General features: G+C 70.7%; 18 protein-coding genes. 10 read left to right on the forward strand and 8 right to left on the reverse strand.

What is annotated here, in order from left to right:
• The first annotated feature begins 28 nt into the window (after positions 1-28).
• The 4 genes from N7925_RS33415 to N7925_RS33430 all read left to right on the forward strand — a co-directional run bounded on the left by N7925_RS33415 (position 29) and on the right by N7925_RS33430 (position 4,005).
• Positions 29-538, forward strand: coding sequence for a flavin reductase family protein (locus tag N7925_RS33415; protein WP_274346090.1), 510 nt, complete (start codon positions 29-31; stop codon positions 536-538).
• Positions 539-734: 196 nt separating this feature from the next.
• Positions 735-1,520, forward strand: a complete 786-nt coding sequence (locus tag N7925_RS33420) for an electron transfer flavoprotein subunit beta/FixA family protein (protein ID WP_274346091.1) — start codon at positions 735-737, stop codon at positions 1,518-1,520.
• Positions 1,521-1,580: 60 nt separating this feature from the next.
• A complete protein-coding gene (locus N7925_RS33425; protein ID WP_274346092.1) occupies positions 1,581-2,543 on the forward strand; it encodes an electron transfer flavoprotein subunit alpha/FixB family protein in 963 nt (320 codons plus the stop codon).
• Between the two features lie 163 nt (positions 2,544-2,706).
• Positions 2,707-4,005, forward strand: coding sequence for a DUF6986 family protein (locus N7925_RS33430; protein ID WP_274346093.1), 1,299 nt, complete (start codon positions 2,707-2,709; stop codon positions 4,003-4,005).
• A 186-nt stretch (positions 4,006-4,191) separates the two neighbouring features.
• Here the strand turns inward: N7925_RS33430 and N7925_RS33435 are convergent, their stop codons facing one another.
• Entirely contained in the window at positions 4,192-4,740 is a 549-nt protein-coding gene (locus N7925_RS33435; RefSeq protein ID WP_265603260.1) for a CGNR zinc finger domain-containing protein, read from the reverse strand.
• A gap of 101 nt (positions 4,741-4,841) precedes the next feature.
• On the opposite strand from N7925_RS33435, the gene N7925_RS33440 reads away from it, so the two are divergent.
• Entirely contained in the window at positions 4,842-5,675 is an 834-nt protein-coding gene (locus tag N7925_RS33440) for an alpha/beta fold hydrolase (RefSeq protein WP_265603261.1), read from the forward strand.
• 93 nt (positions 5,676-5,768) lie between these two features.
• Here N7925_RS33440 and N7925_RS33445 read toward each other — a convergent pair whose 3' ends face one another.
• Positions 5,769-6,797 (reverse strand): LacI family DNA-binding transcriptional regulator, encoded by a 1,029-nt coding sequence (locus N7925_RS33445; protein WP_274346094.1) that lies wholly within the window; start codon positions 6,795-6,797, stop codon positions 5,769-5,771.
• 207 nt (positions 6,798-7,004) lie between these two features.
• Between N7925_RS33445 and N7925_RS33450 the strand changes: the two genes are divergently transcribed.
• The 5 genes from N7925_RS33450 to N7925_RS33470 all read left to right on the forward strand — a co-directional run bounded on the left by N7925_RS33450 (position 7,005) and on the right by N7925_RS33470 (position 12,503).
• Positions 7,005-7,934, forward strand: coding sequence for an ROK family protein (locus tag N7925_RS33450; RefSeq protein ID WP_274346095.1), 930 nt, complete (start codon positions 7,005-7,007; stop codon positions 7,932-7,934).
• A 202-nt stretch (positions 7,935-8,136) separates the two neighbouring features.
• Complete coding sequence (locus N7925_RS33455; RefSeq protein WP_443032311.1) at positions 8,137-8,352, forward strand: DUF6879 family protein; 216 nt, start codon at positions 8,137-8,139, stop codon at positions 8,350-8,352.
• Between the two features lie 134 nt (positions 8,353-8,486).
• Entirely contained in the window at positions 8,487-10,172 is a 1,686-nt protein-coding gene (locus N7925_RS33460) for a cellulase family glycosylhydrolase (RefSeq protein ID WP_274346096.1), read from the forward strand.
• 291 nt (positions 10,173-10,463) lie between these two features.
• Complete coding sequence (locus tag N7925_RS33465) at positions 10,464-10,913, forward strand: spore-associated protein (RefSeq protein ID WP_274346097.1); 450 nt, start codon at positions 10,464-10,466, stop codon at positions 10,911-10,913.
• 582 nt (positions 10,914-11,495) lie between these two features.
• Positions 11,496-12,503: a LacI family DNA-binding transcriptional regulator gene (locus N7925_RS33470; protein ID WP_265603265.1), complete on the forward strand. Its 1,008-nt coding sequence runs from the start codon at positions 11,496-11,498 to the stop codon at positions 12,501-12,503.
• A gap of 43 nt (positions 12,504-12,546) precedes the next feature.
• On the opposite strand, the gene N7925_RS33475 is transcribed toward N7925_RS33470, so the two are convergent.
• The 6 genes from N7925_RS33475 to N7925_RS33500 form a co-directional block, all read right to left on the reverse strand.
• Positions 12,547-14,766 carry a glycosyl hydrolase family 95 catalytic domain-containing protein gene (locus N7925_RS33475; protein WP_274346098.1) on the reverse strand — a complete coding sequence of 740 codons (2,220 nt, stop codon included), beginning with the start codon at positions 14,764-14,766 and terminating at the stop codon, positions 12,547-12,549.
• Positions 14,763-16,739 carry a beta-galactosidase gene (locus N7925_RS33480; RefSeq protein WP_274346099.1) on the reverse strand — a complete coding sequence of 659 codons (1,977 nt, stop codon included), beginning with the start codon at positions 16,737-16,739 and terminating at the stop codon, positions 14,763-14,765. The genes N7925_RS33475 and N7925_RS33480 overlap by 4 nt, the downstream gene beginning before the upstream one ends.
• A 28-nt stretch (positions 16,740-16,767) precedes the next feature.
• Entirely contained in the window at positions 16,768-19,005 is a 2,238-nt protein-coding gene (locus tag N7925_RS33485) for a sialidase family protein (RefSeq protein ID WP_274346100.1), read from the reverse strand.
• 82 nt (positions 19,006-19,087) lie between these two features.
• Positions 19,088-20,011, reverse strand: coding sequence for a carbohydrate ABC transporter permease (locus N7925_RS33490; RefSeq protein ID WP_265604091.1), 924 nt, complete (start codon positions 20,009-20,011; stop codon positions 19,088-19,090).
• A 17-nt stretch (positions 20,012-20,028) separates the two neighbouring features.
• Positions 20,029-21,054: an ABC transporter permease gene (locus N7925_RS33495; protein WP_274346101.1), complete on the reverse strand. Its 1,026-nt coding sequence runs from the start codon at positions 21,052-21,054 to the stop codon at positions 20,029-20,031.
• Between the two features lies 1 nt (position 21,055).
• Complete coding sequence (locus N7925_RS33500; RefSeq protein WP_274346102.1) at positions 21,056-22,729, reverse strand: extracellular solute-binding protein; 1,674 nt, start codon at positions 22,727-22,729, stop codon at positions 21,056-21,058.
• Between the last annotated feature and the right edge of the window lie 314 nt (positions 22,730-23,043).

Here is a 23,043-nt window from a genome sequence, read left to right on the forward strand (position 1 = left end):
TACGCCACTTCCGCAGAAGGACACTTCCATGACGGCAACGCCCGATCTCGCCCCTGCCCAGACGGCCGCCACACCCGAACTCTTCCGCTCGGTCTTCCGCCGCCACGCCGCGGGCGTGGCCGTGATCACCGCCGCGGGGGAGCGCCTGGTCGGCTTCACCGCCACCTCGCTGACCTCCGTCGCCGCCGAACCTCCGCTGATCTCCTTCGGTATCGGTACGTCCTCCTCCAGCTGGCCCGTGCTGTCCGAGGCGGCTCATGTCGGCGTTCACATACTCGGCGAGGACCAGCGGGCACTGGCCGCGACGTTCGCCCGCAGCGGAGCCGACCGCTTCGGCCCGTCGACCGAGTGGAGCAGCGGCCCCGAAGGCGTTCCGCTGCTCGCCGACGTGTCTGCCTGGCTCGTCTGCCGCGTCGTGACCCGGGTCCCGGCCGGGGACCACCGCATCGTCATCGCCGAGGCGGTGGCGGGCGCGCCCTCCGGAGCCGATCGCCCGCTGGTCTACCACCAGGGACGGTTCACGGCTCTGCGAGACTGAGGACGCGCACGCACAGGCCCGCCGCGTTGGCAAGGTCACAGTGCACGGCGCTTGCCCGGGGGTAAGAGACTGGGTGTACTGGCGAGTAATATCGGGCTCGGAGCCTCGGTCGTCCTGACCGGATCCGGCCCGACAAGGCGCCTATGCTGCGTGCAACAAGGCAGCCCGGAAATGACGATGCAGTAGGAGAGCCGGCGTGAGCTTGAGGATCGTTGTCTGTGTGAAGTACGTGCCCGACGCGACCGGTGACCGGCGTTTCGCCGATGACCTGACGCTGGACCGTGAGGATGTCGACGGTCTGTTGTCGGAGCTGGACGAGTACGCGGTCGAGCAGGCGTTGCAGATCGCTGACGGGGCGGACGATGCGGAGATCACCGTAATGACGGTGGGTCCGGAGGATGCCAAGGACGCGTTGCGCAAGGCGTTGTCGATGGGTGCGGACAAGGCGGTTCACGTCGAGGACGACGATCTGCACGGCAGTGATGTGATGGGTACGTCGCTGGTGCTGGCGAAGGCTGTGGAGAAGGCCGGGTATGACCTGGTGATCTGTGGGATGGCTTCCACGGACGGTGTGATGGGGGTGCTGCCGGCTCTGCTGGCGGAGCGTCTGGGTGTTCCGCAGGTGACGTTGCTGTCGGAGGTCGCGGTGGACGGGGGTGTGGTGACCGGGCGTCGTGACGGTGACACCGCGTCCGAACAGCTTCAGGCCTCGCTCCCGGCGGTGGTGTCGGTGACCGACCAGTCCGGTGAGGCCCGCTACCCGTCGTTCAAGGGGATCATGGCGGCGAAGAAGAAGCCGGTCGAGTCCTGGGATCTGGGCGATCTGGACCTGGAGGCGGACGAGGTCGGTCTCGCGGGTGCGTGGACGGCGGTCGACTCCGCCACGGAGCGTCCGGCGCGGACGGCGGGCACGATCGTGAAGGACGAGGGTGAGGGCGGCAGGCAGCTCGCCGGGTTCCTCGTGGGCCAGAAGTTCATCTAGCCCGTATGTCCTGCCCCGCTGTTCCTCTCTCTTGTCCTTTCTCGTCTGGAGTGCGTTGTCATGGCTGAAGTTCTTGTTCTGGTCGATCATGTGGACGGTGCGGTCCGTAAGCCCACCCTGGAGCTGCTGACGCTGGCCCGTCGGATCGGTGACCCGGTCGCGGTGGCGCTGGGTGCGGGCGCCGAGGCGACCGCCCCGGTGCTGGGTGAGCACGGTGCGGTGAGGGTCCTGACCGCGGATGCCCCGGAGTTCGCGGAGTACCTGGTGGTGCCGAAGGTGGATGCGCTGCAGGCCGCGTTCGACGCGGTCGGGCCGGCGGCGGTGCTGTTGGTGTCGTCCGCCGAGGGCAAGGAGATCGCGGCCCGCCTCGCTCTGCGGGTCGGATCCGGGATCATCACGGATGCCACCGATGTGGAGGCCGGTGAGCAGGGCCCGGTCGCGACGCAGGCCGCGTTCGCCGCCTCGTACACGACGAAGTCCCGGGTGTCGCGGGGTGTTCCGGTGATCACGGTGAAGCCGAACTCGGCGCCCGTGGAGCCGGCTCCGGCAGCGGGTGCCCTGGAGGCGCTGGCGGTGTCGTTCGGTGGGACGGCGACGGGAACGAAGGTCACCGGGCGGACGCCGCGTGAGTCGACGGGCCGCCCGGAGCTGACGGAGGCGGCGATCGTGGTCTCGGGTGGCCGTGGGGTCAACGGTGCGGAGAACTTCCCGCTGATCGAGGCGCTCGCGGACTCCCTGGGGGCGGCTGTGGGTGCGTCGCGTGCCGCGGTCGACGCGGGCTGGTACCCGCACACCTCCCAGGTCGGGCAGACGGGCAAGTCGGTCTCGCCGCAGCTGTACATCGCTTCGGGGATCTCCGGCGCGATCCAGCACCGGGCGGGTATGCAGACCTCGAAGACGATCGTCGCGATCAACAAGGACGCCGAGGCCCCGATCTTCGAGCTCGTCGACTACGGCGTCGTCGGCGACCTCTTCACGGTCGTGCCCCAGCTCACCGAAGAGATCAACACCCGCAAGGGCTGACCCCCACGCAGAACACCCCGCCCCGGGCCGCACGGTGAACCCCACCGCGCGGCCCGCGGCCGTTCCGGGCGGCCATTGACGCAGGTCGAGCGGCCTTATAACTTCACTATACGGATTGTTGATTCCGGGAAGCGGAAACAACGAGAGCGTGGAGGGTATGGTCATGGGTCAGCAGGAGAAGGTGGCAACGAGCCTCGCCGGTGCGGTCAGCGAGGAGATCAGCGCCTCCCTCGCGGCGGTCGACGCGGAGCTCGCCCGCCGCTACCCGGGTGATCCCGGCACCCGCCAGCCCGTGCACACCGTCTACGTACCCGGCGACGTCTTCGAGCCCGGCACCCTGCGCTCCTGGGGCGACCAGGCGCTGGCCGCCCTCGACGAACACGCCCCCGACGCCGCTTCGTTCGCCGCCGTCCTCGGCATCTCCGAGGAGCTGGCGGGCCCGGTCCACGACCGGGTGCGCGCCAAGCTGGAGCGCGAGCCCGTCGAGGATCTGCGCATCGACTTCGAGGACGGCTACGGCCCCCGCCCGGACGCCGAGGAGGACGAGGCCGCCGCCCGCGCCGCCCGCCTGGTCTCCGAGGCGTACGCGAACGGCACGGCGGCCCCCTACATGGGCATCCGGATGAAGTGCATGGAGGCCGGCGTCCGCGACCGGGGTATCCGTACCACGGACGTCTTCCTCAGCGGTCTGATGGCGGCCGGCGGTCTGCCCGAAGGGCTCGTGCTGACCCTCCCGAAGGTCACGTACCCCGAGCAGGTCACCGCCTTCGTCCAGCTCCTGGAAGCCTTCGAGAAGGCGCACGGCCTCGACGCCGGACGCATCGGCTTCGAGATCCAGATCGAGACCAGCCAGTCGATCCTCGCCGCCGACGGGACCGCCGCCGTGGCCCGCATGATCGACGCCGCGCGGGGCCGGGCGACCGGACTGCACTACGGCACCTTCGACTACAGCGCCTGTGTCGGGGTCAGCGCCGCCTACCAGGCCAGCGATCACCCGGCGGCCGACCACGCCAAGGCCGTCATGCAGGTCGCCGCCGCGGGCACCGGCGTACGCGTCTCCGACGGCTCGACCAACGTCCTGCCCGTGGGCCCGGCCGACCAGGTCCACGAGGCATGGCGGCTCCACTACGGTCTCACCCGCCGGGCTCTCGCCCGTGCGTACTACCAGGGCTGGGACATGCACCCCGCCCACCTGCCGACGCGCTACGCGGCCGTCTACGCCTTCTACCGGGAGGGCCTGGAGTCGGCCGCCGCCCGGCTCGCCGCCTACGTGGCCAAGGCCGGCGGCGACGTCATGGACGAGCCCGCCACCGCCAAGGCCCTCGGCGGGTACCTGCTGCGCGGCATCGACTGCGGCGCGCTGGACACCGCCGAGGTGGCCCGGCTGACCGGCCTGACCCGCGCGGACCTGGAGGCGTTCGCCTCGCCGCGCCGGGGCGACCTGACGGTCACGGCTCCGTAAGGGGGCGTCGGTAGCCCTCGCGCCCCGGCGGAACCGGCGGAACGGCCGGTCCCGCCGGGGCGCGAGGACCCGCGACGGACACCGTCCGTGGCCCGGGGCCGGGGGCGTGGACGGTACCGGCGGGGGGTCGGACGGACGGGATCCGGGCGGGGCGTGGACGGTACGGACAGGGATCCGGGCCGGTCCTCAGGTGTCCCGGCGTGCGGCCGCCCCGCCACGGGCGCGGTAGGCGCGCATCTTGTGCCGTGCGCCGCACACGTCCATGTCGCACCAGAGGCCGTTCGACGACGGCGCCCGGTCGTAGAAGACCCAGCGGCACTCCGGGGCCGCGCAGGCCTTGAGGCGGGTGGCGTGACGCCCGGTCAGGCCGTGCATCAAAAGGGCTTCGAGCACCGGGCGTACCACCTCCGCCACCGTCCCGCCGGAGGCCGGCCGCAGGATGAGCGTGCCGTCGGGGCGCACGGCGGGAGCACCCGCGACCACGGCGATCAGCCGGTTGAGAGCGTCGACCGCCTCCGGCGAGGTCCGCTCGACCAGAAAGGCCCGCACGGTCTCCCGCGCCTCCGCGAGTGAGGCCAGCTCTCCCTGATCGGCCGGTGCCGGGAAGCCGTGCGCGCCGAGCCACCGGGCAGCCGTCTCCGGCCGGGCGAGATCGTCCTCGTCGTGGAGATGGGTGGCCGTGTTGCAGAAGTCCTCGACCAGTTCGAGCTCCGCGGGCGCAGGGTTCCGTCGCATGATCACCACTTTATCGCAGTTACCGACAATGCCTGTTAGCTGGTAACGTCGATGGTCCGGTGGGGATTCCCCCCTCCCGACCGCACGCCAGGAGGCACACCATGGACGGGAAGCTGACCAGGACGTTCGAGACCCCGGACGGGGCGGTCCGCTGGGACGTGCTGGGGGAGGGGGAGCCGGTGGTCCTGCTGCACGGCACCCCGTTCTCCTCGCTCATCTGGCGTGACATCGCCCCGGCGCTCGCCCGCGACCACCGCGTCCACCTCTGGGACCTGCTCGGGTTCGGGCAGTCGGAGCAGCGCGACGGGCAGGACGTCGGCCCGGCGGCGCAGGCGAAGGTCTTCACCCGGCTCCTGGAGCACTGGGGGCTGGAGCGCCCGCGCGTGATCGCCCACGACATCGGCGGGGCCGTCGCCCTGCGGGCGCTGCTCCTGCACGGCGCGCGGTACGCAGACCTCACCCTGGTGGACGCGGTGGCCTGCGGGGAGTGGGGCACCGGGTACTTCCGGCTCATCAGGGAGAACGCGCACCTCTTCGAGCAACTCCCCGGCTACGCCCACGAGGCGCTGGTCGAGAGCCATCTGCGCCACGCGACGCACACCGGTTACCGGGCGGACGTCCTGTCCGCCCATGTCGATCCGTGGCGCGGCGAGCGCGGCCGGGCCGCGTACTACCGCCAGTACCGGCAGGCCGAACAAGCCGCGACCGATGAGTTCCAGCATCTGCTGGGGGACGTTCCGGTGCCGACCCGGATCATCTGGGGGCGTGAGGACCGGTTCCTGCCGCCGCCCTTCGCCGAGCAGTTGCACGCGCTGATCCCCCACTCCGAACTGCACTGGATCGAGGGTGCGGGCCATACGGTGCAGGAGGACGCCCCCGCGCAACTGCTGGCCCTGCTGACCGGGGAATTCCGGCAGGCCGGCGCCGGGGCCTGACCGCGCCCCGGCGGGGGCCGTCCCGGGGTGGGGTCCTCACACCCTCGTGACGCGGTCCGGCGTCCCCGTGCGGGCGGCCGCGCCCGACGGGCCTCAGGCGGGGGGCAGTTCGCCCGAGCCGCGGGGGATCAGCGTCGTCGGCAGTTCCACCCGTGCCGTGGCGTGGTCCGCCCCGTCGAGGCGGCGGAAGAGGTGCTCGGCGGCGGTCCTGCCGACCGCCGCGGCGTCCTGCGAGATCACGGTGATGCCGAGCAGGTCGGCCAGCTCGATGTCGTCGAACCCCACGAGCGCCACTGGACGCGCCCGCTCCGCGATCACCCGGACCGCCGTCACTGTCACCCGGTTGTTGCCCGCGAACAGCGCGGTGACCGGTTCGGTTCCGGAGAGCATCTCCTCGGCGGCGGCCCGTACCCGCTCCGGCTCGGTGGAGCCGAGGGAGACCCAGCCGTCCTCGACGGTGATGCCCGCGTCCCGCATGGCGGTGTGATAGCCGCGCAGTCGCTCGGTGGCCGTGTGGATCCGCGGCTGGTCGCCGATGAACCCGATCCTGCGGTGGCCGTGCGCGATGAGGTGGGCCACGCCTTCCCTGGCCCCGCCGAAGCTGTCGGAGAGCACCATGTCGACGTCCACGTGGCCCGCCGGACGGTCCACGAAGACGGTGGCGATGCCCGCCTTGATCTCCGGTTCCAGATAACGGTGGTCGTCGCCCGCGGGGATCACGATCAGACCGTCCACCCGGCGGGCGCACAGTGCCAGCACCAACTCCTGCTCCCGCTCCGGGTCCTCGGCGCTGGAACCGTTGATCAGCAGCGCGCCGTGCGCACGGGCGACCTCCTCCACCGCGCGGCTCAGCGGACCGTAGAACGGGTCCGCCAGATCCTCCAGGACCAGTCCGATGGATGCCGTACGGCCCTTGCGCAGCACACGGGCGCTGTCGTTGCGGCGGAAGCCGAGCGCGTCGATCGCCTCCTGCACGCGGCGCTCGGTGTCCGGTGTGACGCCGGGCTCGCTGTTCACCACCCGGGAGACCGTCTTCAGGCCGACTCCGGCGCGGGCGGCCACGTCCTTCATGGTCGGCCGGTTGCCGTAGCGGGTCTCGGAATGACGGGCGGTCCGGTCCACGTGCGCTGTCCTGTCGTCGGATTACGGGCGGGGCTGCGGTGCTCCGGCCGGCGCCGAGCGGGGCCCGGTGGGGCGCCGCGGGGGTGATCGGAGGCTGTGGCGTCGAGCATAGGCCCTGGACAACGTTGTCAACAGAATGGAGACTGTGCAGACTATGGGCGGAACCCGCAGGTCCCGCCCCTTCACTGATCCGGAGAGCCCACACCGATGCATACCGACCTCGTCGCCGCGCTCGACATCGGCGGCACCAAGATCGCCGGCGCGCTGGTGGACGGCGACGGATCCCTCCTCGTACGGGCGCAGCGGCCGACGCCCGCCCGGGAGGGCGCCGAGGCGGTCATGGGCTCCGTGGACCAGGTGCTGGGCGAGCTGATGGCCTCGCCGCTGTGGGGTCGCGCCGACTCCGTCGGCATCGGCAGCGCCGGTCCGGTGGACGCCGCCGCCGGCACGGTCAGCCCGGTCAACGTCCCCGGCTGGCGGGACTTCCCGCTGGTGGAGCGCGTGCACAAGACGGCGGGCGGACTGTCGGTCGCCCTGGTCGGCGACGGGGTCGCGATGACGGCCGCCGAACACTGGCTCGGTGCGGCCCGGGGCTACGACAACGCGCTGTGCCTCGTCGTGTCGACGGGCGTCGGCGGTGGCCTCGTCCTCGGCGGCACCCCGCGGTCCGGCCCCTCGGGCAACGCCGGGCACATCGGCCACATCAGCGTCGACCTGGACGGCGACCCGTGCCCCTGCGGCGCGCGCGGCTGCGTCGAGGGCATCGCCAGCGGCCCCAACATCGCCCGCCGCGCACTGGAGAACGGCTGGCGGCCCGGTCCGGACGGCGACGCGACAGCCGCCGCGGTGGCCGTCTCCGCCCGCGCCGGAGACCCGGTCGCCATCGCTTCCTACGAGCGTGCCGCGCAGGCGCTGGCGGCCGGCATCGCCGCCACCGCCACCCTGGCGGACCTCGACATCGCGGTGGTCGGCGGGGGAGTGGCCGGGGCCGGCGACGTGCTCTTCGTTCCGCTGCGCCGCAGCCTGCGCGACTACGCCACGCTCTCCTACCTCCGGCGGCTGACCGTGGCGCCCGCCGTGATGGGCACCGACGCGGGTCTGGTCGGGGCCGCGGCGGCGGCCATCGCGCTGCGCTAGGCCCCGGCGACAGCTTCCGGGGGGGCGCCCGGTTCGTCAGGCCGGGCGCCCCCGGGTCTCATTCCGAGCGTCCTGCCCGCCCCCCGACCGCGGGGGCCGCGGCGTCGTCATCCGCCGGGCCAGCATCGTTCCCGCGCCCGCCGGCGACTACATCCGCTGCGAGCACTCCGGCACCTTCATGAACATCGCCGCCGGTTAACAGGTGCGGTGGCTGCCCTGCCACATCGCCCTGCCCGGCAACGCCTTCTGGCTGTTCGACGGCCGCCTCGTCCGGTGGAGCCACTTCACCGGCGACGGCTCCTCGCGGGGCCCGGAGCACAGCAACCGACCCTTCAGCCGTGAAGCTGTCGCCCAGGAGGACGGGGGAGGCGTCGCTGACGGTCTGGTCGCCGATGCGGCCGTGGTCAAGAGGCTCTGACGGGACGCCGGCCTGGACACCGAAGTATGCGCAACGCCTTGACGTGCTCCTGGCAAGCTGGCTACATGGGAGCGCTCCCACACCGCCGAACTTCACGTCACCGGCATCTACGGCACCTACATCCTGGAGTCGCAGTGAGACCAGCAACGAGTACGGCACGTCACCGGCAGAGCCCCTTGAACGTCCTGCTGAAAAGCCTGGCCGCCCTTCTCGGCGTCGTCCTGCTGGGCGCGCTCGGCCCCGCCGCTGCCCAGGCCCGGCCCGCCGGGGCAGAAGCCGCGGCCACGGGCCTGCACGTCAGCGACGGCCGCCTGTTGGAGGCCAACGGCAACGACTTCGTCATGCGCGGTGTCAACCACGCGCACACCTGGTACCCCGGCGAGACGCAGTCGCTGGCCGACATCAAGGCCTTCGGAGCCAACACCGTTCGCGTCGTCCTCTCCGACGGACACCGCTGGACGAGGAACGGCCCCGACGAAGTCGCGGGCATCATCGACGACTGCAAGACCAACCGGCTGATCTGCGTCCTGGAGGTGCACGACACCACCGGCTACGGCGAGGACGCCGCGGCAGGCACCCTCGACCACGCCGCCGACTACTGGATCAGTCTCAAGGACGTACTCGCGGGCGAAGAGGACTACGTCATCATCAATATCGGCAACGAACCCTGGGGCAACACCGACCCCGCCGGCTGGACAGCGCCGACGACCGCCGCCGTCCAGAAGCTGCGTGGCGCGGGGTTCGCCCACACCATCATGGTGGACGCGCCCAATTGGGGCCAGGACTGGCAGGGTGTCATGCGCGCCAACGCCCAGGCCGTGTACGACGCCGACACCACGGGCAACCTGATCTTCTCGATCCACATGTACAGCGTCTACAGCACGCCTCAGGCGATCACCGACTACCTGCAGGCCTTCGTCGACGCCGGGCTGCCCCTTCTCATAGGTGAGTTCGGAGGACCCGCCGACCAGTGGGGGGACCCCGACGAGGACACCATGATGGCCACAGCCGAGGCACTCGACCTCGGTTACCTCGCGTGGTCCTGGAGCGGCAACACCGACCCGATCCTCGACCTGGCCATCGACTTCGATCCGAGCCGCCTGAGCTCCTGGGGTGAGCGCGTTCTCCACGGAACCAACGGCATCGCCCAGACCTCCCGGGAGGCCACCGTCTTCGGCGGTGGCGGAAACCCGGGCGACACGGAGGCCCCGACGGCCCCCGGTGCTCCGATCGCCTCCATGGTGACGGCGACCTCGACCATCCTCACCTGGCCCGCAGCGTCGGACAACGTTGCCGTCGCCGGTTACGACGTCGTCCGGGTGAGCGGCAGCGCCGAGACCGCAGCCGTCTCGTCCGCCACCACGAGGGCCACCGTGACGGGCCTTACCGCGGACACCGCGTACACATTCGCGGTGTACGCCCGTGACGCGGCCGGCAATCGCTCGGCCCGTTCCGCCACGGTGAACGTCACCACGGACAAGGGCGGGCCCGCGCCGGGCGTGAGCTGCTCCGTCGGTTACCGGGTGGTCGGCGAATGGCCCGGCGGATTCCAGGGTGAGATCACCATCCGTAACACCGGCACCACCGCCATCAACGGCTGGAACCTCGCCTTCGCCTTCGTCAACGGCCAGAAGCTCTCCAACCTGTGGGGCGGGACCGCTACGCAGAGCGGCCCGACGGTCAGCGTCGCCCCCGCCGGATACACGGCGGTGATCACAGCGAACGGCTCCATCGTGCTCGGCTTCACCGGCACCAAGAGCACCACCAACACGGCGCCGACGGCCTTCACGCTCAGCGGCAATACCTGCACGACGGCCTGAGAACGGCCGTTCCGCATCGCTGTGGTGACCGGAAGGTTCACACAGCAGCCAGGTCCCTCCTGATCGTCGACGAGAACGCTGGACAAGTGGATCCGCAGAGTGGGGCGCACCTGGGGGCTCGACGTTCCGCTGACCCTGCGGACGACCGTCTCCGGGCTGCGCCCAGCTTCATGCCGGTACCCGGCAACTTGGCTCCGTGCGCACGCTTTTGACAGGCGAGCACAACCGTTCCGACGCGCCGCGTGTCACACATATAGGAGCAACCAGCTCCAAAGATCACAAGGGGGAAATATGAGATTCAAGCGTTCCGCTCTGACCGCCGCCGCGTTGGGAGCCCTGACGGTGGGGGCCACGACCGCCCTGGCGGCCCCCGCCTCCGCCGCACCCAACACCACGCCGCAGAAGGTCTGCGGAAGTGCCTACAAGACCGTGAACTCGGTGCCCGTCGGCTCGCTGGGCACCACGTACCTGACGTACAACTCCTCGAACGGCAAGAACTGCGTCGTGACCATCCGCAGTAACCCGGGCATCGCCGTGAACATGTCCGCATGGCTTTACGTCCCCGACACCGGGGACGCGGCCGAGGACCACGGGCGGTACACGTCGTACGCGGGACCGGCCTATGTGTACGGCAAGGGCCACTGCGTCGACTGGGGCGGCCACATCAACAACGTGTACGTGCAGGTGAACAACTCCAACTGCGCCGCTATGAAGGAGAATCGGCTCACGTTCACACGCTGATCCGACTGCCACACCCCACGGTGTCATCCTCTGGTCGGGGGTACCAGGCCAAGGGCCATCGGGCTGGGTCCCTCGTCCTGGCCGCATCCTCGACCGAACCGTCGAGATGCGCACACGAGACGCCGGTGAAGACGGGACCAAGACGTCTGACCGGCCCGGTCCGGGATGGAGCACGACCGGCTCGCAGCAGCCCCGGCAGTCAACGCGACCGCCGGGGCTCACCCATGAGCGGAGGCCGTGAACGTCACCGGCGCGGACGATGCCGCAAGCATGGCTCTCCTGCTGACCACGATGCATCGGCTGCAGGCCGGCACCCGGGCCACGGGGCCGGAGACCGCCGACTGGCCGGCAGGCTGGACACCTCCGCCCTCCTGAGTCACGGTGTGCGGCAGTGAGCCGGTGTGACGACGGCTGATCGAAGCGCTTCGACTCTTCTATGGACAGTGGTTGTGAGCGAGTCTAGGCTCCACGGTGTCTACGCATGTCTGTGCATGTCAGAGTGTGAAGGGGAGCACAGCTAAGCGCTGTCGAAGCGCTTCACCGGTTCTCCCTTGTGTTCGCCATCTGTAGGGGAGAAGCCGCATGGTCACGCTTGCCGAGGTCGCCCAGCACGCCGGAGTGTCCGCGAGCACGGTGAGCTACGTCCTCAGCGGCAAGCGGTCGATCTCCGCCGCCACCCGAGAACGGGTCGAGCACAGTATTCAGCAGCTGGGCTACCACCCCAACGCCGGTGCCCGTGCCCTCGCCAGCAGCAGGTCCAACATCATCGCGCTGATGGTGCCCCTGCGCACGGACATGTACGTGCCCGTGATGATGGAGATCGCCATCGCCGTCGCCACCAGTGCCCGTACGCACGGCTACGACGTCCTCCTGCTCACCGGAGAGGAGGGGCCGGCGGCCGTCCGGCGGATCGCGGGGAGTTCTCTGGCGGACGCGATGATCCTGATGGACGTCGAACTGCACGACGAGCGGCTGCCGCTGCTCCGTGATTCGGGCCGCACCGCCGTCCTGATCGGCCTGCCGGCCGACACCGGCGGGCTGACCTGTGTCGACCTCGACTTCGAGGCGACCGGTGCGCTCTGCGTGGACCATCTCGCCGGACTCGGACACCGCGAGGTGGCGGTGATCGGCGAGGCGGCCGCCGTCTACGAGCGGCACACCGGCTTCGCCGAACGGACCGTGGACGGCGTACGGGCCAAGGCGCAGGAGGCAGGGATGCGGATCCTGCACCGTCCCTGCGAGGGCGGGTACGCCGCGATGGCCGGCACACTGGGCCGCATCTTCGACGAACGGCCCGGAACGACCGGATTCATCGTCCAGAACGAGGCCGCGGTCGAGCCTCTGCTCAACCTGCTCCAGCAGCAGGGACGAGCGGTGCCGGAGGACGTGTCCGTCGTGGCCGTCTGCCCCGAGCAGGTGGCCACGCAGGCCTCGGTGCGGCTCACCTCCGTGGCCATCCCGGCACAGGAGATGGGGCGCCGCGCAGTGGAACAGGTGGTCGCGAAGCTCGCCGGCCGGGGTACCGACGAGGTGGAACTGCTGGAGCCCGTTCTTACGGTGCGTGCGAGCACGGGACCGGCTCCGGTCTGAGTGTCGACGGGGCCCGGGTCCTCCCTGGGGGGATGGAGGCGTGCTACCGCGTCTCCAGGGTGAGGACGCGGTCCACGCCGGCCGTCAGCTCCAGCGGAGCCGGGAGGTTTCCGGCGAAGGTGTCGGTGAAAGCGAGCCCGTCACCCGTACGCAGATCGACCCGGGCGTCGCGGGTGGGGCGCAGCGCGGCGGTGGCACCGTCCTCCGACCACCGCAGGTCGAGGTGGGCTCCGAACCGCGTTCGTACGCCACGGAGTTCACCGGCCGGGTACGCCGCCGGGACTGCCGGCAGCAGCACCAGGCGGCCGGGCGCCGACTGGACGAGCGACTCGATCACGGCGGCGGGCAGGCTGTGGGCCGCGTCCGCGTTGTAGACGTTGCGGGACGGGTAGTGCGCGCTCATCAACGAGTCGTGGAAGAAGTCGCCGCCCAGCACCGCGTCCAGTGCCGCCGACACCCTGGAGGGGTCCCGCAGCCGGGCGGCGATCAGGGCGTGGTGCAGATGCCCGTGGGCGGAGTCGTTCTCCGAGCCGCGCAGCTCCAGGGCGCGGTGTGCGGCCGTGGCCAGCTCAGGGGTGTCGTACGGCGTGATCGTGTGCAGCGGCCACACCGGATAGAGGTGGCTCAGATGGCGGTGGTCGTACGTCTCCCGCAGGCCGGGCCACGCCCACTCGGCGAGCGCCCCGTCCTCGTTCACGAGGTACGCGGGGAGCCGGGCCGCGAGTGACCGCCACCGTCCGGCGGACGGGTGTCCGGGGGCGTGTCCGGCGGCCGTCGTCAGGGCGTGGTGGGCCGCGGCGATGTCCATCGTCGCGTTCAGCGTCCCCCAGCTCGCGTTGGCCGGCCGGTTCTCGGGGGAGTACGAGGGCACGACCGCGAGGTTCCCGTCCGGGCCCTCACGGCTGAGGAAGTCCTCGTAGAACAGCGCCGCTTCGACGAGCGCGCCGGTCAGAGCGGCGTCCGGGGTGCCCGTCGTGACCTCGGCGTGTTCCAGCAGCGGCTGCAGCAGCCAGTCCGCTCCCGCCGTCCACAGATGCAGCGGATAGGCGCGCTGGAAGTGCCGTGTGTGGCCCGACGCGCCGTCCGTGTGGGACGGCGCGACGATGCCCCGCGCCCCGAAGAGCGCCCGGGCGTTGTCCTGCCAGTCGGACAACTGCCCGTGCACGAGGGACGCGTGGGCCTCGGTGACCTCCGGGAGTGCGGCTGCCGCGGCGGAGGCGACCTGGAGGTTGAGGTTGGCGTTCGTGGTGAAGGCCCCGGACCACGCCGTGACCCAGTCGCCGGTCCACAGACCGGTCAGCCGGGGCGGCAGCACCCCCGAGGAGGAGAGCAGGTGGTAGCGGCCCGCCGCGAAGAGCCGCTCCAGGAGCGCGGGGGACTCCGGCCTGCGCAGCAGCTCGCTGCCGGACAGCTCCCGCTCCGGCGCCGCGTCCCGCAGCGTGAAGGAGGCACGCCCGTACGCGGTCCGGTGCGGCGGCCGGTGGCGCTCCAGTAGCGTGGCGTAGTCCTCGTGAGGCAGAGCGGCCCACAGCTCCCCGAGGTCGGGGCGGTCGGCCCCCCTGACGACCCGGGTCGTCAGGACGAGGCTCCGCGCCCCCTCGATCCGGATGCCCTCGCCGGCCACGGAGACACGGCCGCCGTCCACCCGCGCCGCGGTAACGCCCGTGTACCCGAGTCGGCTGCCCGGATAGCCCACCCGCAGAGCCAGGTGCGCACCGTCCGGGGTCAGGGCCGTGGAGCGGCCGACCGCCAGCCGCGCGGGGGCCCCGGGCAGCGAGTGGTCCAGAACGATGTCCGCGGTCAGTTGGAGGTCCGTGATGTGCTGCACGATCACGTCGTCGGCCCGTGAGACGAAGACGCTGCTGCTCCAGACCTCGTACGAGGCGGTTACCTCGCCCGTAGTGAAGTCGACCTCGCGCCGGTATCCGGCGACCGGCTCGTGCGGCCCCCGTCCGCGGCGCACACATGTTTGGAACGCCGGGTGGAAGGGCTGCACCCACACCAGCGGGCGGCCGGCGCCGAAGTCCTCCGCGGCCGTCGTGTCCCCGGACAGGAGCGCGTCCTGGAGGCGGTGGAGCCGGTCGGCGAGCTCCGGCGGGCGCAGGTCCTCGCTGCCGTTGGGCCGCACCAGGGAGTGGTGGTTGACGATCACCCGGTCGTCGGCCGGGTCTCCGTACACCATCGCCCCGTGACGGCCGTTCCCGCTGAGGAACGCGTCCTCCCAACGGGCGGCCGGACGGGGCTCCCACGTGCCGTCGATCATGCCGAGACGTCCCTGAGCACGGCGACGCCGTAGCGGTCCAGCTCCACACCGCCGTCGGCCTCGGCCCCCGTCAGCAGGTCGAGGTGCCGGCCCGGCAGTTCCACCACGGCCGATGCCCGACCGTGGTTCAGCAGGAAGAGCAGCTCGCCGCGCCGCACCGCCTCGACCCCGGAGGGCGTCCCCTCCAGCACGGGACGCACACCGGCCTCGGCCGCCGCCCGGCCGAGCAGCTCCCGCAGGGACTCGGGCTCGGGCAGCGTCGAGACGTACCACGCGCCGCCCTTGCGGAGCACCGCCGGAAGGCCGTCCAGCTCACCCTCCCGGTAGGCGGCCACCGTCTCCGCGCTGCCGTCGGGTTCCAGCTCCTCCGACCACAGCGTGCCCCGGAAACCGTCGCACGCGACCGTCGCGCCCGCGTCCAGCGGCCACCACTCGTGCACCGTACGGATACCGAACAGCTCACGCAGCCTGCCGTCCATGCCACCCGGCCTGATCCGGTCGTCGACGTCCACGACTCCGGTGAAGAACCCGCACACGAGGGTGCCGCCACCTCGCACATACGCGACGAGGTTGTCGATCGCCGCGTCACCGAGGAGCTGGAGCTGAGGCACGAGCACCATCCGGTACGCGCTCGGATCCGACTCGGGGCGGGCGAACTCCATGCCGATTCCGCTCTCCCACAGCCCCCGGTGCCAGGCCTGCAGCAGCTCCGTGTACGACACGAGGGAGGACGGCCGGCCCTCCTGGGTACTCGACCACCAGGCGTCCCAGTCGTGCAGCACGGCGACCTCGGCCGAGACCCCGGTGCCGCTCACCTCGGCGCCGATCGACGCGAGTTCGGCGCCGATGCGCTTGACCTCCGCGAACGTGCGGCCGCTCTCACCGGCGTGGCTCACCATCCCGGAGTGGAACTTCTCCGCCCCCTGGCGGGACTGCCGCCACTGGAAGTAGCAGAGCGCGTCCGCACCCCTCGCCACCGACTGGAGCGACCAGAGCCGGTTCAGGCCGGCCGGCTTGGGATGGTTGACACCGCGCCAGTTCACCGACCCGGCCGCCTGTTCCATCACCATCCACGGCCCGCGGGCCTGCGAGCGCGTCATGTCGGCGAGCATCGCGTTGTACTGTCCGGCGCGCGGGTCCGTCGGGTCCGGGTAGACATCGACGGAGACGATGTCCTCCTGCTCGGCCCAGGCCCAGGCGTCCTGGCCCGACCACAGCGGCATGAAGTTGGTCGTCACCGGGATGTGCGGGGTGTGCCGGGCGACGATGTCCCGCTCGGCGGTGTAACACTCCATTAGGGCGTCGGAGGTGAACCGTTTGAAGTCCAGCTCCTGCGCCGGATTCCGCGTGTACTGCGCCTTGCGCGGCGGCTGGATCTCCGCCCAGGTGTCGTAGCGCTGGCTCCAGAACGCCGTGCCCCAGGCCTCGTTCAGCGCCTCCAGGGTGGTGTACCGGGAGGCCAGCCAGCGTCGGAAGTGCGCACCGGTCTCGTCGCACCAGCAGTGCGTGCAGTACTCGTTGTTGATGTGCCACACGGTCAGCGCGGGATGGCCGGCGTACCGTGCCGCGAGGTCCTCCGTGAGGGCCGCCGCATAGCGCCGGTACACCGGTGAGCTCGGGCAGAAGTGCTGCCGGGAGCCGTAGTTGACGACAGCGCCGTCCTCGGTGCGCGGCAGGGTCTCCGGGTGCAGGGCCCCCATCCACGGTGGCGGTGAGGAGGTCGGGGTGGCGAGGACGACGCCGATGCCGCCTGCGTGCACGAGGTCCAGCAGCCGGTCCAGCCAGCCGAACTCCCTTGCACCGGGGCGCGGTTCGATCTTCGCCCAGGAGAAGACACCGACGGTCACGGAGTTGACCCCGGCCTCCTTCATCAGCCGGACGTCGTCGGCCCACACCTCCTCGGGCCACTGCTCGGGGTTGTAGTCGCCTCCGAAGAGGATGCGGCCACGGGTGGCGTCGTGCAGGGACGGCATGGACGTCTCGTTCCTCTACGGGGAGTCTTCACCGGGGGTCTGCGTACTGGATGCCGCGGCCGTTGGTGCCCAGATAGACACGGCCGTGGACGCGGGGGTCGCCGGTGATGACCTCGCCGGTCCACCCCCACCGGTGGGCGTCGTCGTTGATACGGACCCAGGTCGCGCCCGCGTCGTCCGAGCGGAGCACGGCCACGCCGTCGTACGTCGCCGTGACCCGCCCGGTCTGGAAGACCGCCGGGTAGCCCGCCCGTCCCTTCGCCGGGGCGGCCCTGCCGAAGCCGAGGGCGTACGAGGCCTGGCAGCCGGCCACCGGTGTGAACGTGCGGCCGCCGTCCATCGAGCGCAGGAGGCCGTTGTCCTTGGCGGAGAGCCACAGATCGCCCGAGCGCCCGGGAGCCGCGGCCATCCGGAACTGGACGTCCCCCGAAGGGAGTCCGGTCGCGCCCTCGGTGAAGGTCGCACCCCTGTCCGTGGAGAGGAAGACCGCCCCCGTGTCCGTGTCGTACACGGAGAAGCGCCGTGGATCGAGCGGGTCGGCGACCGGTGTGCCGCCTTTCGGGAACGTGGCCACCTCCGCCCACGTGGCCCCGTTGTCCGTGGAGCGGTGTGCGGCGTACTTGGTGCCGTCCCAGTGGACGAACGACCACAGCAGCGTCGCCCCGTCGGCGGAGACCGCCACCGGGCCGGGAGCCGAAGGCGCGATCGCCGGCTGGGACGCGAACGGCTGCCAGCTCGCACCGCCGTCGCGGGAGTACGCACCGGCCGCGTCGGATCCCGACGGCCAGCCCGTCCGCACGACGTACGACGGCTTCAGCGTGGCCAGGGCCAGGCCCGTCGCCGTGCCGAAGACCGGGTTCGACGCCATGCCGCGCGAAGGGGACGCGGTCAGTCGGTCATGACGCATGACCCCGATGTCACCCAGGCCACTGAGCAGCCGGGCTCCCGACGGTGGTGCGATCAGCTGCCGTACCGACGACTCCTCCAGCCCCCGGATCTCGGGAGCCCAGTGCACCAGGTCGCGTGTCCCGAAGATCGTGGCGCCGGTGCCGTGGACGATGTGCCGCGAGTCGTACGGGTCGACGGCCAGGGCCTGGATCCACCAGCCGAACTTGGGTTCACCGCCCCACGCCAGATACGGCGTCTCCGAGACGTCCAGCACCGCCGTGTCCTTGAGGGAGGTCCAGCTCGCCCCGCCGTCCGTGGAACGGAACAGGGTGTCCACGGGGCCCCAGCGGTTGTTCGTGGAGACCACGACGGTGCCGGGGCGGGACGCGTCCACGGCCACTCCGCCGTACCCGAACGCGTCGCCGTCGCCCGGGGCCACCGGAGTCACGTCGGTCCAGGCTCCGGTCACCGTGTCGAGGCGGTGCACCGAGCCGTCGGCCTGGTTGTTCGGGCCCGGCCCGTCCGCGTAACTCACGTACAACGCACGGCTGCCCGCGTCGTACGCCGCGCGGACCGGCACCTTCGTCGCGGCTCCGGCGGACGGCTGCCCGGGTACGGCCTCCCAGCCGCCGGAGGCGTCCGAGCGGTAGAGCGCCGTGCCGCCGTCTCCCCAGCCCGCGTACACCGTCCGGCCGGCCGCCACCAGCAGGGTGACGCCCTGGCCGTTCGCCGACGGCGTGGCGGGGAAGGAGGTGTCGGCGGCCCAGGTGGCGCCCCGGTCCGTGGAGCGCAGCAGCCCGTCGTGGCGCGTCCCGAGCCAGAGGGCGTCACTGTCACGCGGATCGACGAGGAGCCGCTCCCCGCAGCCCCGGCCGTCCTCGTTGGCCCCGAGGCGCACGGTGAGATCGGCGCGTGACCAGGTCGCCCCGCGGTCCTCGGACCTCAGCACCGCACCAGGGGAGGCGTACGCCTGGGTGTACGTCCCGAGGGCCAGGTACAGCCGCTCGGGGTGCGCCGGGTCGACAGCCATCGCCTCGACGCCCATCAGGTTCCAGTCGTCCCAGCCGATGTGGTCGGTGAGCGCCGTCCACCGGGACCTGCGGTCGTCCCAGCGGTAGGCGCCGCCGATGTCCGTGCGGGCGTAGGCGAGACCCCGTACGGCCGGATGGAACAGGACGCCGGTCACGAAGCCCGTCCCGCCGATCGCCGCGGTGCGCCAGCGGTGCGGCTGGGTCGTCGCGGGCCGCCGGGCGGCCGAGGCCGGGCCCGCGGCCGGCAGCACGGCGGCCGAGGCCGCGACCACCGCCGCACCGGCCAGGAGGGTCCGGCGCCGGGGACGCGGGGCGGGTTCTGGCTGCGGGACGGACGAAGCGCGCATGACGAAGACCCTCCGGTGGGGAATGACGGGTGAGTGCGGTGCGGGAGGCGGTGATCGGTGAGTGCGTTGCGGGAGGCGGTGATCAGCCCTTGACGGCGCCGGTGAGCATGCCTTCCTTGAAGTGCTTCTGCACGAACGGGGAGAGGACCGCGACCGGGATCAGCGCCAGCACCATGACCGCCATCTGGATGGCGAGCAGGGAGAGATGGCCGGTGTTGATGACCTGCGTCAGACCGGTGGGCCGCTCCTGTTTCAGGACCAGCTGGTTCATCACGTTCTGGAGCGGCATCATCTCCGGGTCGCTGATGTAGATGGACGCGTTGAACCAGGCGCTCCAGTAGCCGACCGCGTAGAAGAGCGTGATCACCGCGATGACCGCGCGGGACAGGGGCATGATGATCTGCCACAGGATGCGGAAGTCACCCGCCCCGTCGATGCGGGCGCTCTCGACGAGCTCCTGGGCCGTGCTCATGAAGAAGGCACGCAGGACCAGGATGTTGAAGACGTTCAGCGCGCTCGGGAGGATCAGTGCCAGGTAGGAGTCGGTGAGGCCGAGCCCTTGGACCACCAGGTAGGTGGGGATCAGGCCCGCCCCGAAGAACATCGTGGCGAGCATGAACAGCAGCAGCGGACGGTGGAGCACCGACCCCGGCCGGGACAGGCCGTAGGCGCACATGACGGACACGGCCATGCTGAAGAGCGTCCCGACCACGGTCACGCAGATGCTGACCACCGCGGCCCGGGTGACCTGGCCGCCGCCGAGGAGCTCCTGGTAGGCCACGAACGTGATGCCGCGAGGGACCACCACCAGCCCGCCCGCGTCGGTGATCGTCCGCACCGAGGACAGGCTGGTGACGATCACCACCCAGAGCGGGAAGAGCACGGCCAGACAGGCCAGGACGAGGACCACGCCCTTGGAGGCGAGCCCCGCCTTCGTCGGCTCCTCCTCCCACACAGGCCGCAGCCGGCCACGCGTACCGGGCTTGATCCCGGCCACGCCGGTCATTCGGTAGAGCAGGCCGCTCACTTCTTGTACACCCCCTGCTCACCCATGAGATGGGCGACCTTGTTGGCCCCGAGGACCAGCAGCAGACCGAAGATTCCCTTGACGATCCCGACGGCCGCCGCATAGCTGAAGCCGCCGTACTGGATACCCACGTTCCACACGTAGGTGTCGAGGACCTCGGAGGCGCCCGGACCGACGGCCGTGCGCTGGAGCAGGATCTGCTCGAAGCCCACGGTGAGCGCGTTGCCCACCTGGAGGACCAGCAGAAGTGCCACGACCGGGCGCAGGGCGGGCAGGGTGACGTGCCACATCCGGCGCCAGCGGTTCGCACCGTCCATCGCGCTCGCCTCGTAGAGCTCCGGGCTGACCGAGGCCAGCGCGGCGAGGAAGACGATGACGCCCCAGCCGGCGTCCTTCCAGATCATCTCGAAGGTGATCAGGAACTTGAACAGACCGGGGTTCGTCATGAGGTCGAAGCCCTCGTGGCCCCTCTCCCGCAGCGTCTGCGCGACGAGTCCCGCGCCGCCGAACATCTGCTGGAATACCGTGATGACCAGGACCCAGGAGAAGAAGTGCGGCAGGTAGAGGATCGCCTGCGCCACAGCCCGGACCCGGGGCCGCACGAAGCTGTTGATGAACAGCGCGAGCAGAATCGGCACCGGGAAGAACAGCGTCAGCTGCAACAGGAAGATCGTCAGCGTGTTGCCCAGCGCCGACCAGAACAGCCGGTCGTTCACCATCTGCTGGAACCACTCGAAGCCGACCCAGGGGCTCTGCAGAATCGCCTGGAAGGCGTTGTCCGCGATGTACGGGTCGTAGTCCTGGAAGGCGACGACGTTGCCCGCCAGGGGGATGTAGGCGAAGACCAGCAGCAGCAGCATCGCCGGCAGGGTCATCAGCAGCAGCGTCCGGTCGCGTCGCAACCGGTGCCGCAGGGGCACCTTCGCGGTCACCGGTACGTCTTGGGGCGCCGTCCCGTCCTTCTCGGTCGGCGGCGACGCGGGGGACCCCTGCGCGCGCCGGTCATCTGTGCTCAGCGACATGTCAGGAGGCCGACTCACCGGTCTCGTCGAGCAGCTTCTTGTACCAGTCGCGCAGCTTGTCGCCCCCCTTGATCTTCCAGTCCGAGACCTGCTGCTGCATGTCGCTGACCTTCTTGCGGCCGCGCACGATGTCCTTCTCCATGGCCTCGAACTGCGCGTTGAGCTCGGTGTACCGGGTGGGCTCCTGGATCTGCATCCCGTGGAACAGCGGCTTCTTCAGGTGCGCGCCCTGGCGCTGCTGCCACTCGACGACACCCTTGGCGACGTCCGGGTAGTCCGGGTAGGCGCGGTACGGCTTGGAGGTGGCGATGTACTCGTAGGTGGCGAAGACCTCGTTGTTGCCCTGCTCGTTCTTGACGAGGACGCCGTCCTCGAGGCTGTGGTGGGTGCCCTCCAGACCGTACGCCCGCAGGCGCTGTTCCTTGCTCCCGTACGGCGCGGCGGTGAAGTTCGCCAGGGCGAGGAGGTCCTCGACGACCTTCTTGTCGGCCTTCTCGCTGACGAAGCACCAGATGTTGGAGGGGGAGGCCTCGTAGATGACGGGGTCACCGCCGTCGTGGGCGAAGAAGTCCATCGCCCCCATCCGGAAGCCCGGCTTGTCCAGCCGCTGCACGGCGGTCGCGGCGTACCAGTCCGAGATGTCCGCGTTGTACATCATGACGTTGCCCGCGGAGAAGGTGGTGCGCATGTCACCCGTCTCCGCCTTGGCGTCCGGGTGCACGAAGCCGGCCGAGTACAGCGAGCGTGACCACTCCAGCGCCTCCAGGTACTCCTGGGTCTCGTAGCGGTTCACCAGCTTGCCGTCGGCCAACTGCCAGTAGTAGGGCTTCTCCGGCAGCACCCCGAAGAAGACGAACGCCGACCACGTCATGTCGCTGCACGCCCACACCTTGCTCCTGGGAGCGTTGATCTCCTTGCAGAGGTCGTAGAACTCCTTCGTGGTGGCCGGGACCTCGTAACCCTTCTCCTCGAAGATGTCGGCGCGGTAGAAGGGGGTGATGTTGGGTGTGGCCTCGGCGGGCATGGGGATCCCGCGCAGCCGGCCGGCGAAGACGCCGCGCTGCCAGGCGCCGGTGGGAATGGCCGCCAGGTTGGGGTACGTCTTGACCTTGTCGCCCGACAGGTAAGGGCCCAGGTCGGCGAACTTGTTGGCGATGGCGCTCGGAATCTTGCCGCCGAGCTCCCAGCCCGGGATGACGACGGCGTCCGGGATGGCGCTGGAGGCGAGCACCGCGCCGAGCTTCTGCCCGTACACGTTGCCGTCCTGGTTCTGCCACGTGACCTTGACGCCGGCCGCCGTGTCCATGGCCGTCCAGTAGGCGTTGCCCTCGCCGGGCGAGGTGCCCCAGAGCGGCGCCATGATGCTGATCTCGCTGCCCTTGCCCAGCTTCGTGGGCACCGACACCACCAGCTTGTCGGCGGGCAGCGCCGTGGTGAAACCGTCGGCGGAGCCGTTCTTGCTGGGGATGTCAGGGGTGACGGCCTTCGAGGGCACATAGGCCGGAAGAATGTCCTTCAGCTTCTGACCCGTGGTGGTGCCCTCGCTCTTCGAGCCACCGGAACCGCCGCCGCAGGCGGCGAGGAGCGGCATCCCGCCGCCCACGGCTGCCGCGACAACCACGGAGGAGGCGAGGAATCGCCTCCGGCTGGGAGCGGAGGGGGAATTCGGCGTCATTGCGTCAACCCTTCGTGGTGCACCAGGACGGCCCGCGGCGGCGACTGCCGCTCGGCCCTGTGTCTGAGGTGGGGGCGTTACCGGCCGAGCCGGTCGGAACCGCACCGGCTGAGCTGAAGCGGCCAACGGGCTGCCTCGTCGAAGCGCTTCGATGTTGCAGCGAGGTTAAGTGAAGGGTGTTGGCCGCACAAGAGTTCGTTTCGATATTCCTCCGACCTCTGCCCGATCCGTTTCGCGGCGTGATGACAGACCGATGTGTCCGGGAGAGCCTCTCTGTGGCGTCGTGCCCTTGACACCCGCAGGGTCGGCCGAAG

The sequence above is a fragment of the Streptomyces sp. CA-278952 genome, from assembly GCF_028747205.1.
Classification (GTDB): Bacteria; Actinomycetota; Actinomycetes; order Streptomycetales; family Streptomycetaceae; genus Streptomyces.

Coding starts and splice junctions, on each gene's coding strand:
- N7925_RS33415 (WP_274346090.1), top strand. CDS start 29: ATGACGGCAACGCCCGATCTCGCCCCTGCCCAGACGGCCGCCACACCC.
- N7925_RS33425 (WP_274346092.1), top strand. CDS start 1,581: ATGGCTGAAGTTCTTGTTCTGGTCGATCATGTGGACGGTGCGGTCCGT.
- N7925_RS33430 (WP_274346093.1), top strand. CDS start 2,707: ATGGGTCAGCAGGAGAAGGTGGCAACGAGCCTCGCCGGTGCGGTCAGC.
- N7925_RS33435 (WP_265603260.1), bottom strand. CDS start 4,740: ATGCGACGGAACCCTGCGCCCGCGGAGCTCGAACTGGTCGAGGACTTC.
- N7925_RS33440 (WP_265603261.1), top strand. CDS start 4,842: ATGGACGGGAAGCTGACCAGGACGTTCGAGACCCCGGACGGGGCGGTC.
- N7925_RS33450 (WP_274346095.1), top strand. CDS start 7,005: ATGCATACCGACCTCGTCGCCGCGCTCGACATCGGCGGCACCAAGATC.
- N7925_RS33465 (WP_274346097.1), top strand. CDS start 10,464: ATGAGATTCAAGCGTTCCGCTCTGACCGCCGCCGCGTTGGGAGCCCTG.
- N7925_RS33470 (WP_265603265.1), top strand. CDS start 11,496: ATGGTCACGCTTGCCGAGGTCGCCCAGCACGCCGGAGTGTCCGCGAGC.
- N7925_RS33475 (WP_274346098.1), bottom strand. CDS start 14,766: ATGATCGACGGCACGTGGGAGCCCCGTCCGGCCGCCCGTTGGGAGGAC.
- N7925_RS33480 (WP_274346099.1), bottom strand. CDS start 16,739: ATGCCGTCCCTGCACGACGCCACCCGTGGCCGCATCCTCTTCGGAGGC.
- N7925_RS33485 (WP_274346100.1), bottom strand. CDS start 19,005: ATGCGCGCTTCGTCCGTCCCGCAGCCAGAACCCGCCCCGCGTCCCCGG.
- N7925_RS33490 (WP_265604091.1), bottom strand. CDS start 20,011: ATGACCGGCGTGGCCGGGATCAAGCCCGGTACGCGTGGCCGGCTGCGG.
- N7925_RS33495 (WP_274346101.1), bottom strand. CDS start 21,054: ATGTCGCTGAGCACAGATGACCGGCGCGCGCAGGGGTCCCCCGCGTCG.
- N7925_RS33500 (WP_274346102.1), bottom strand. CDS start 22,729: ATGACGCCGAATTCCCCCTCCGCTCCCAGCCGGAGGCGATTCCTCGCC.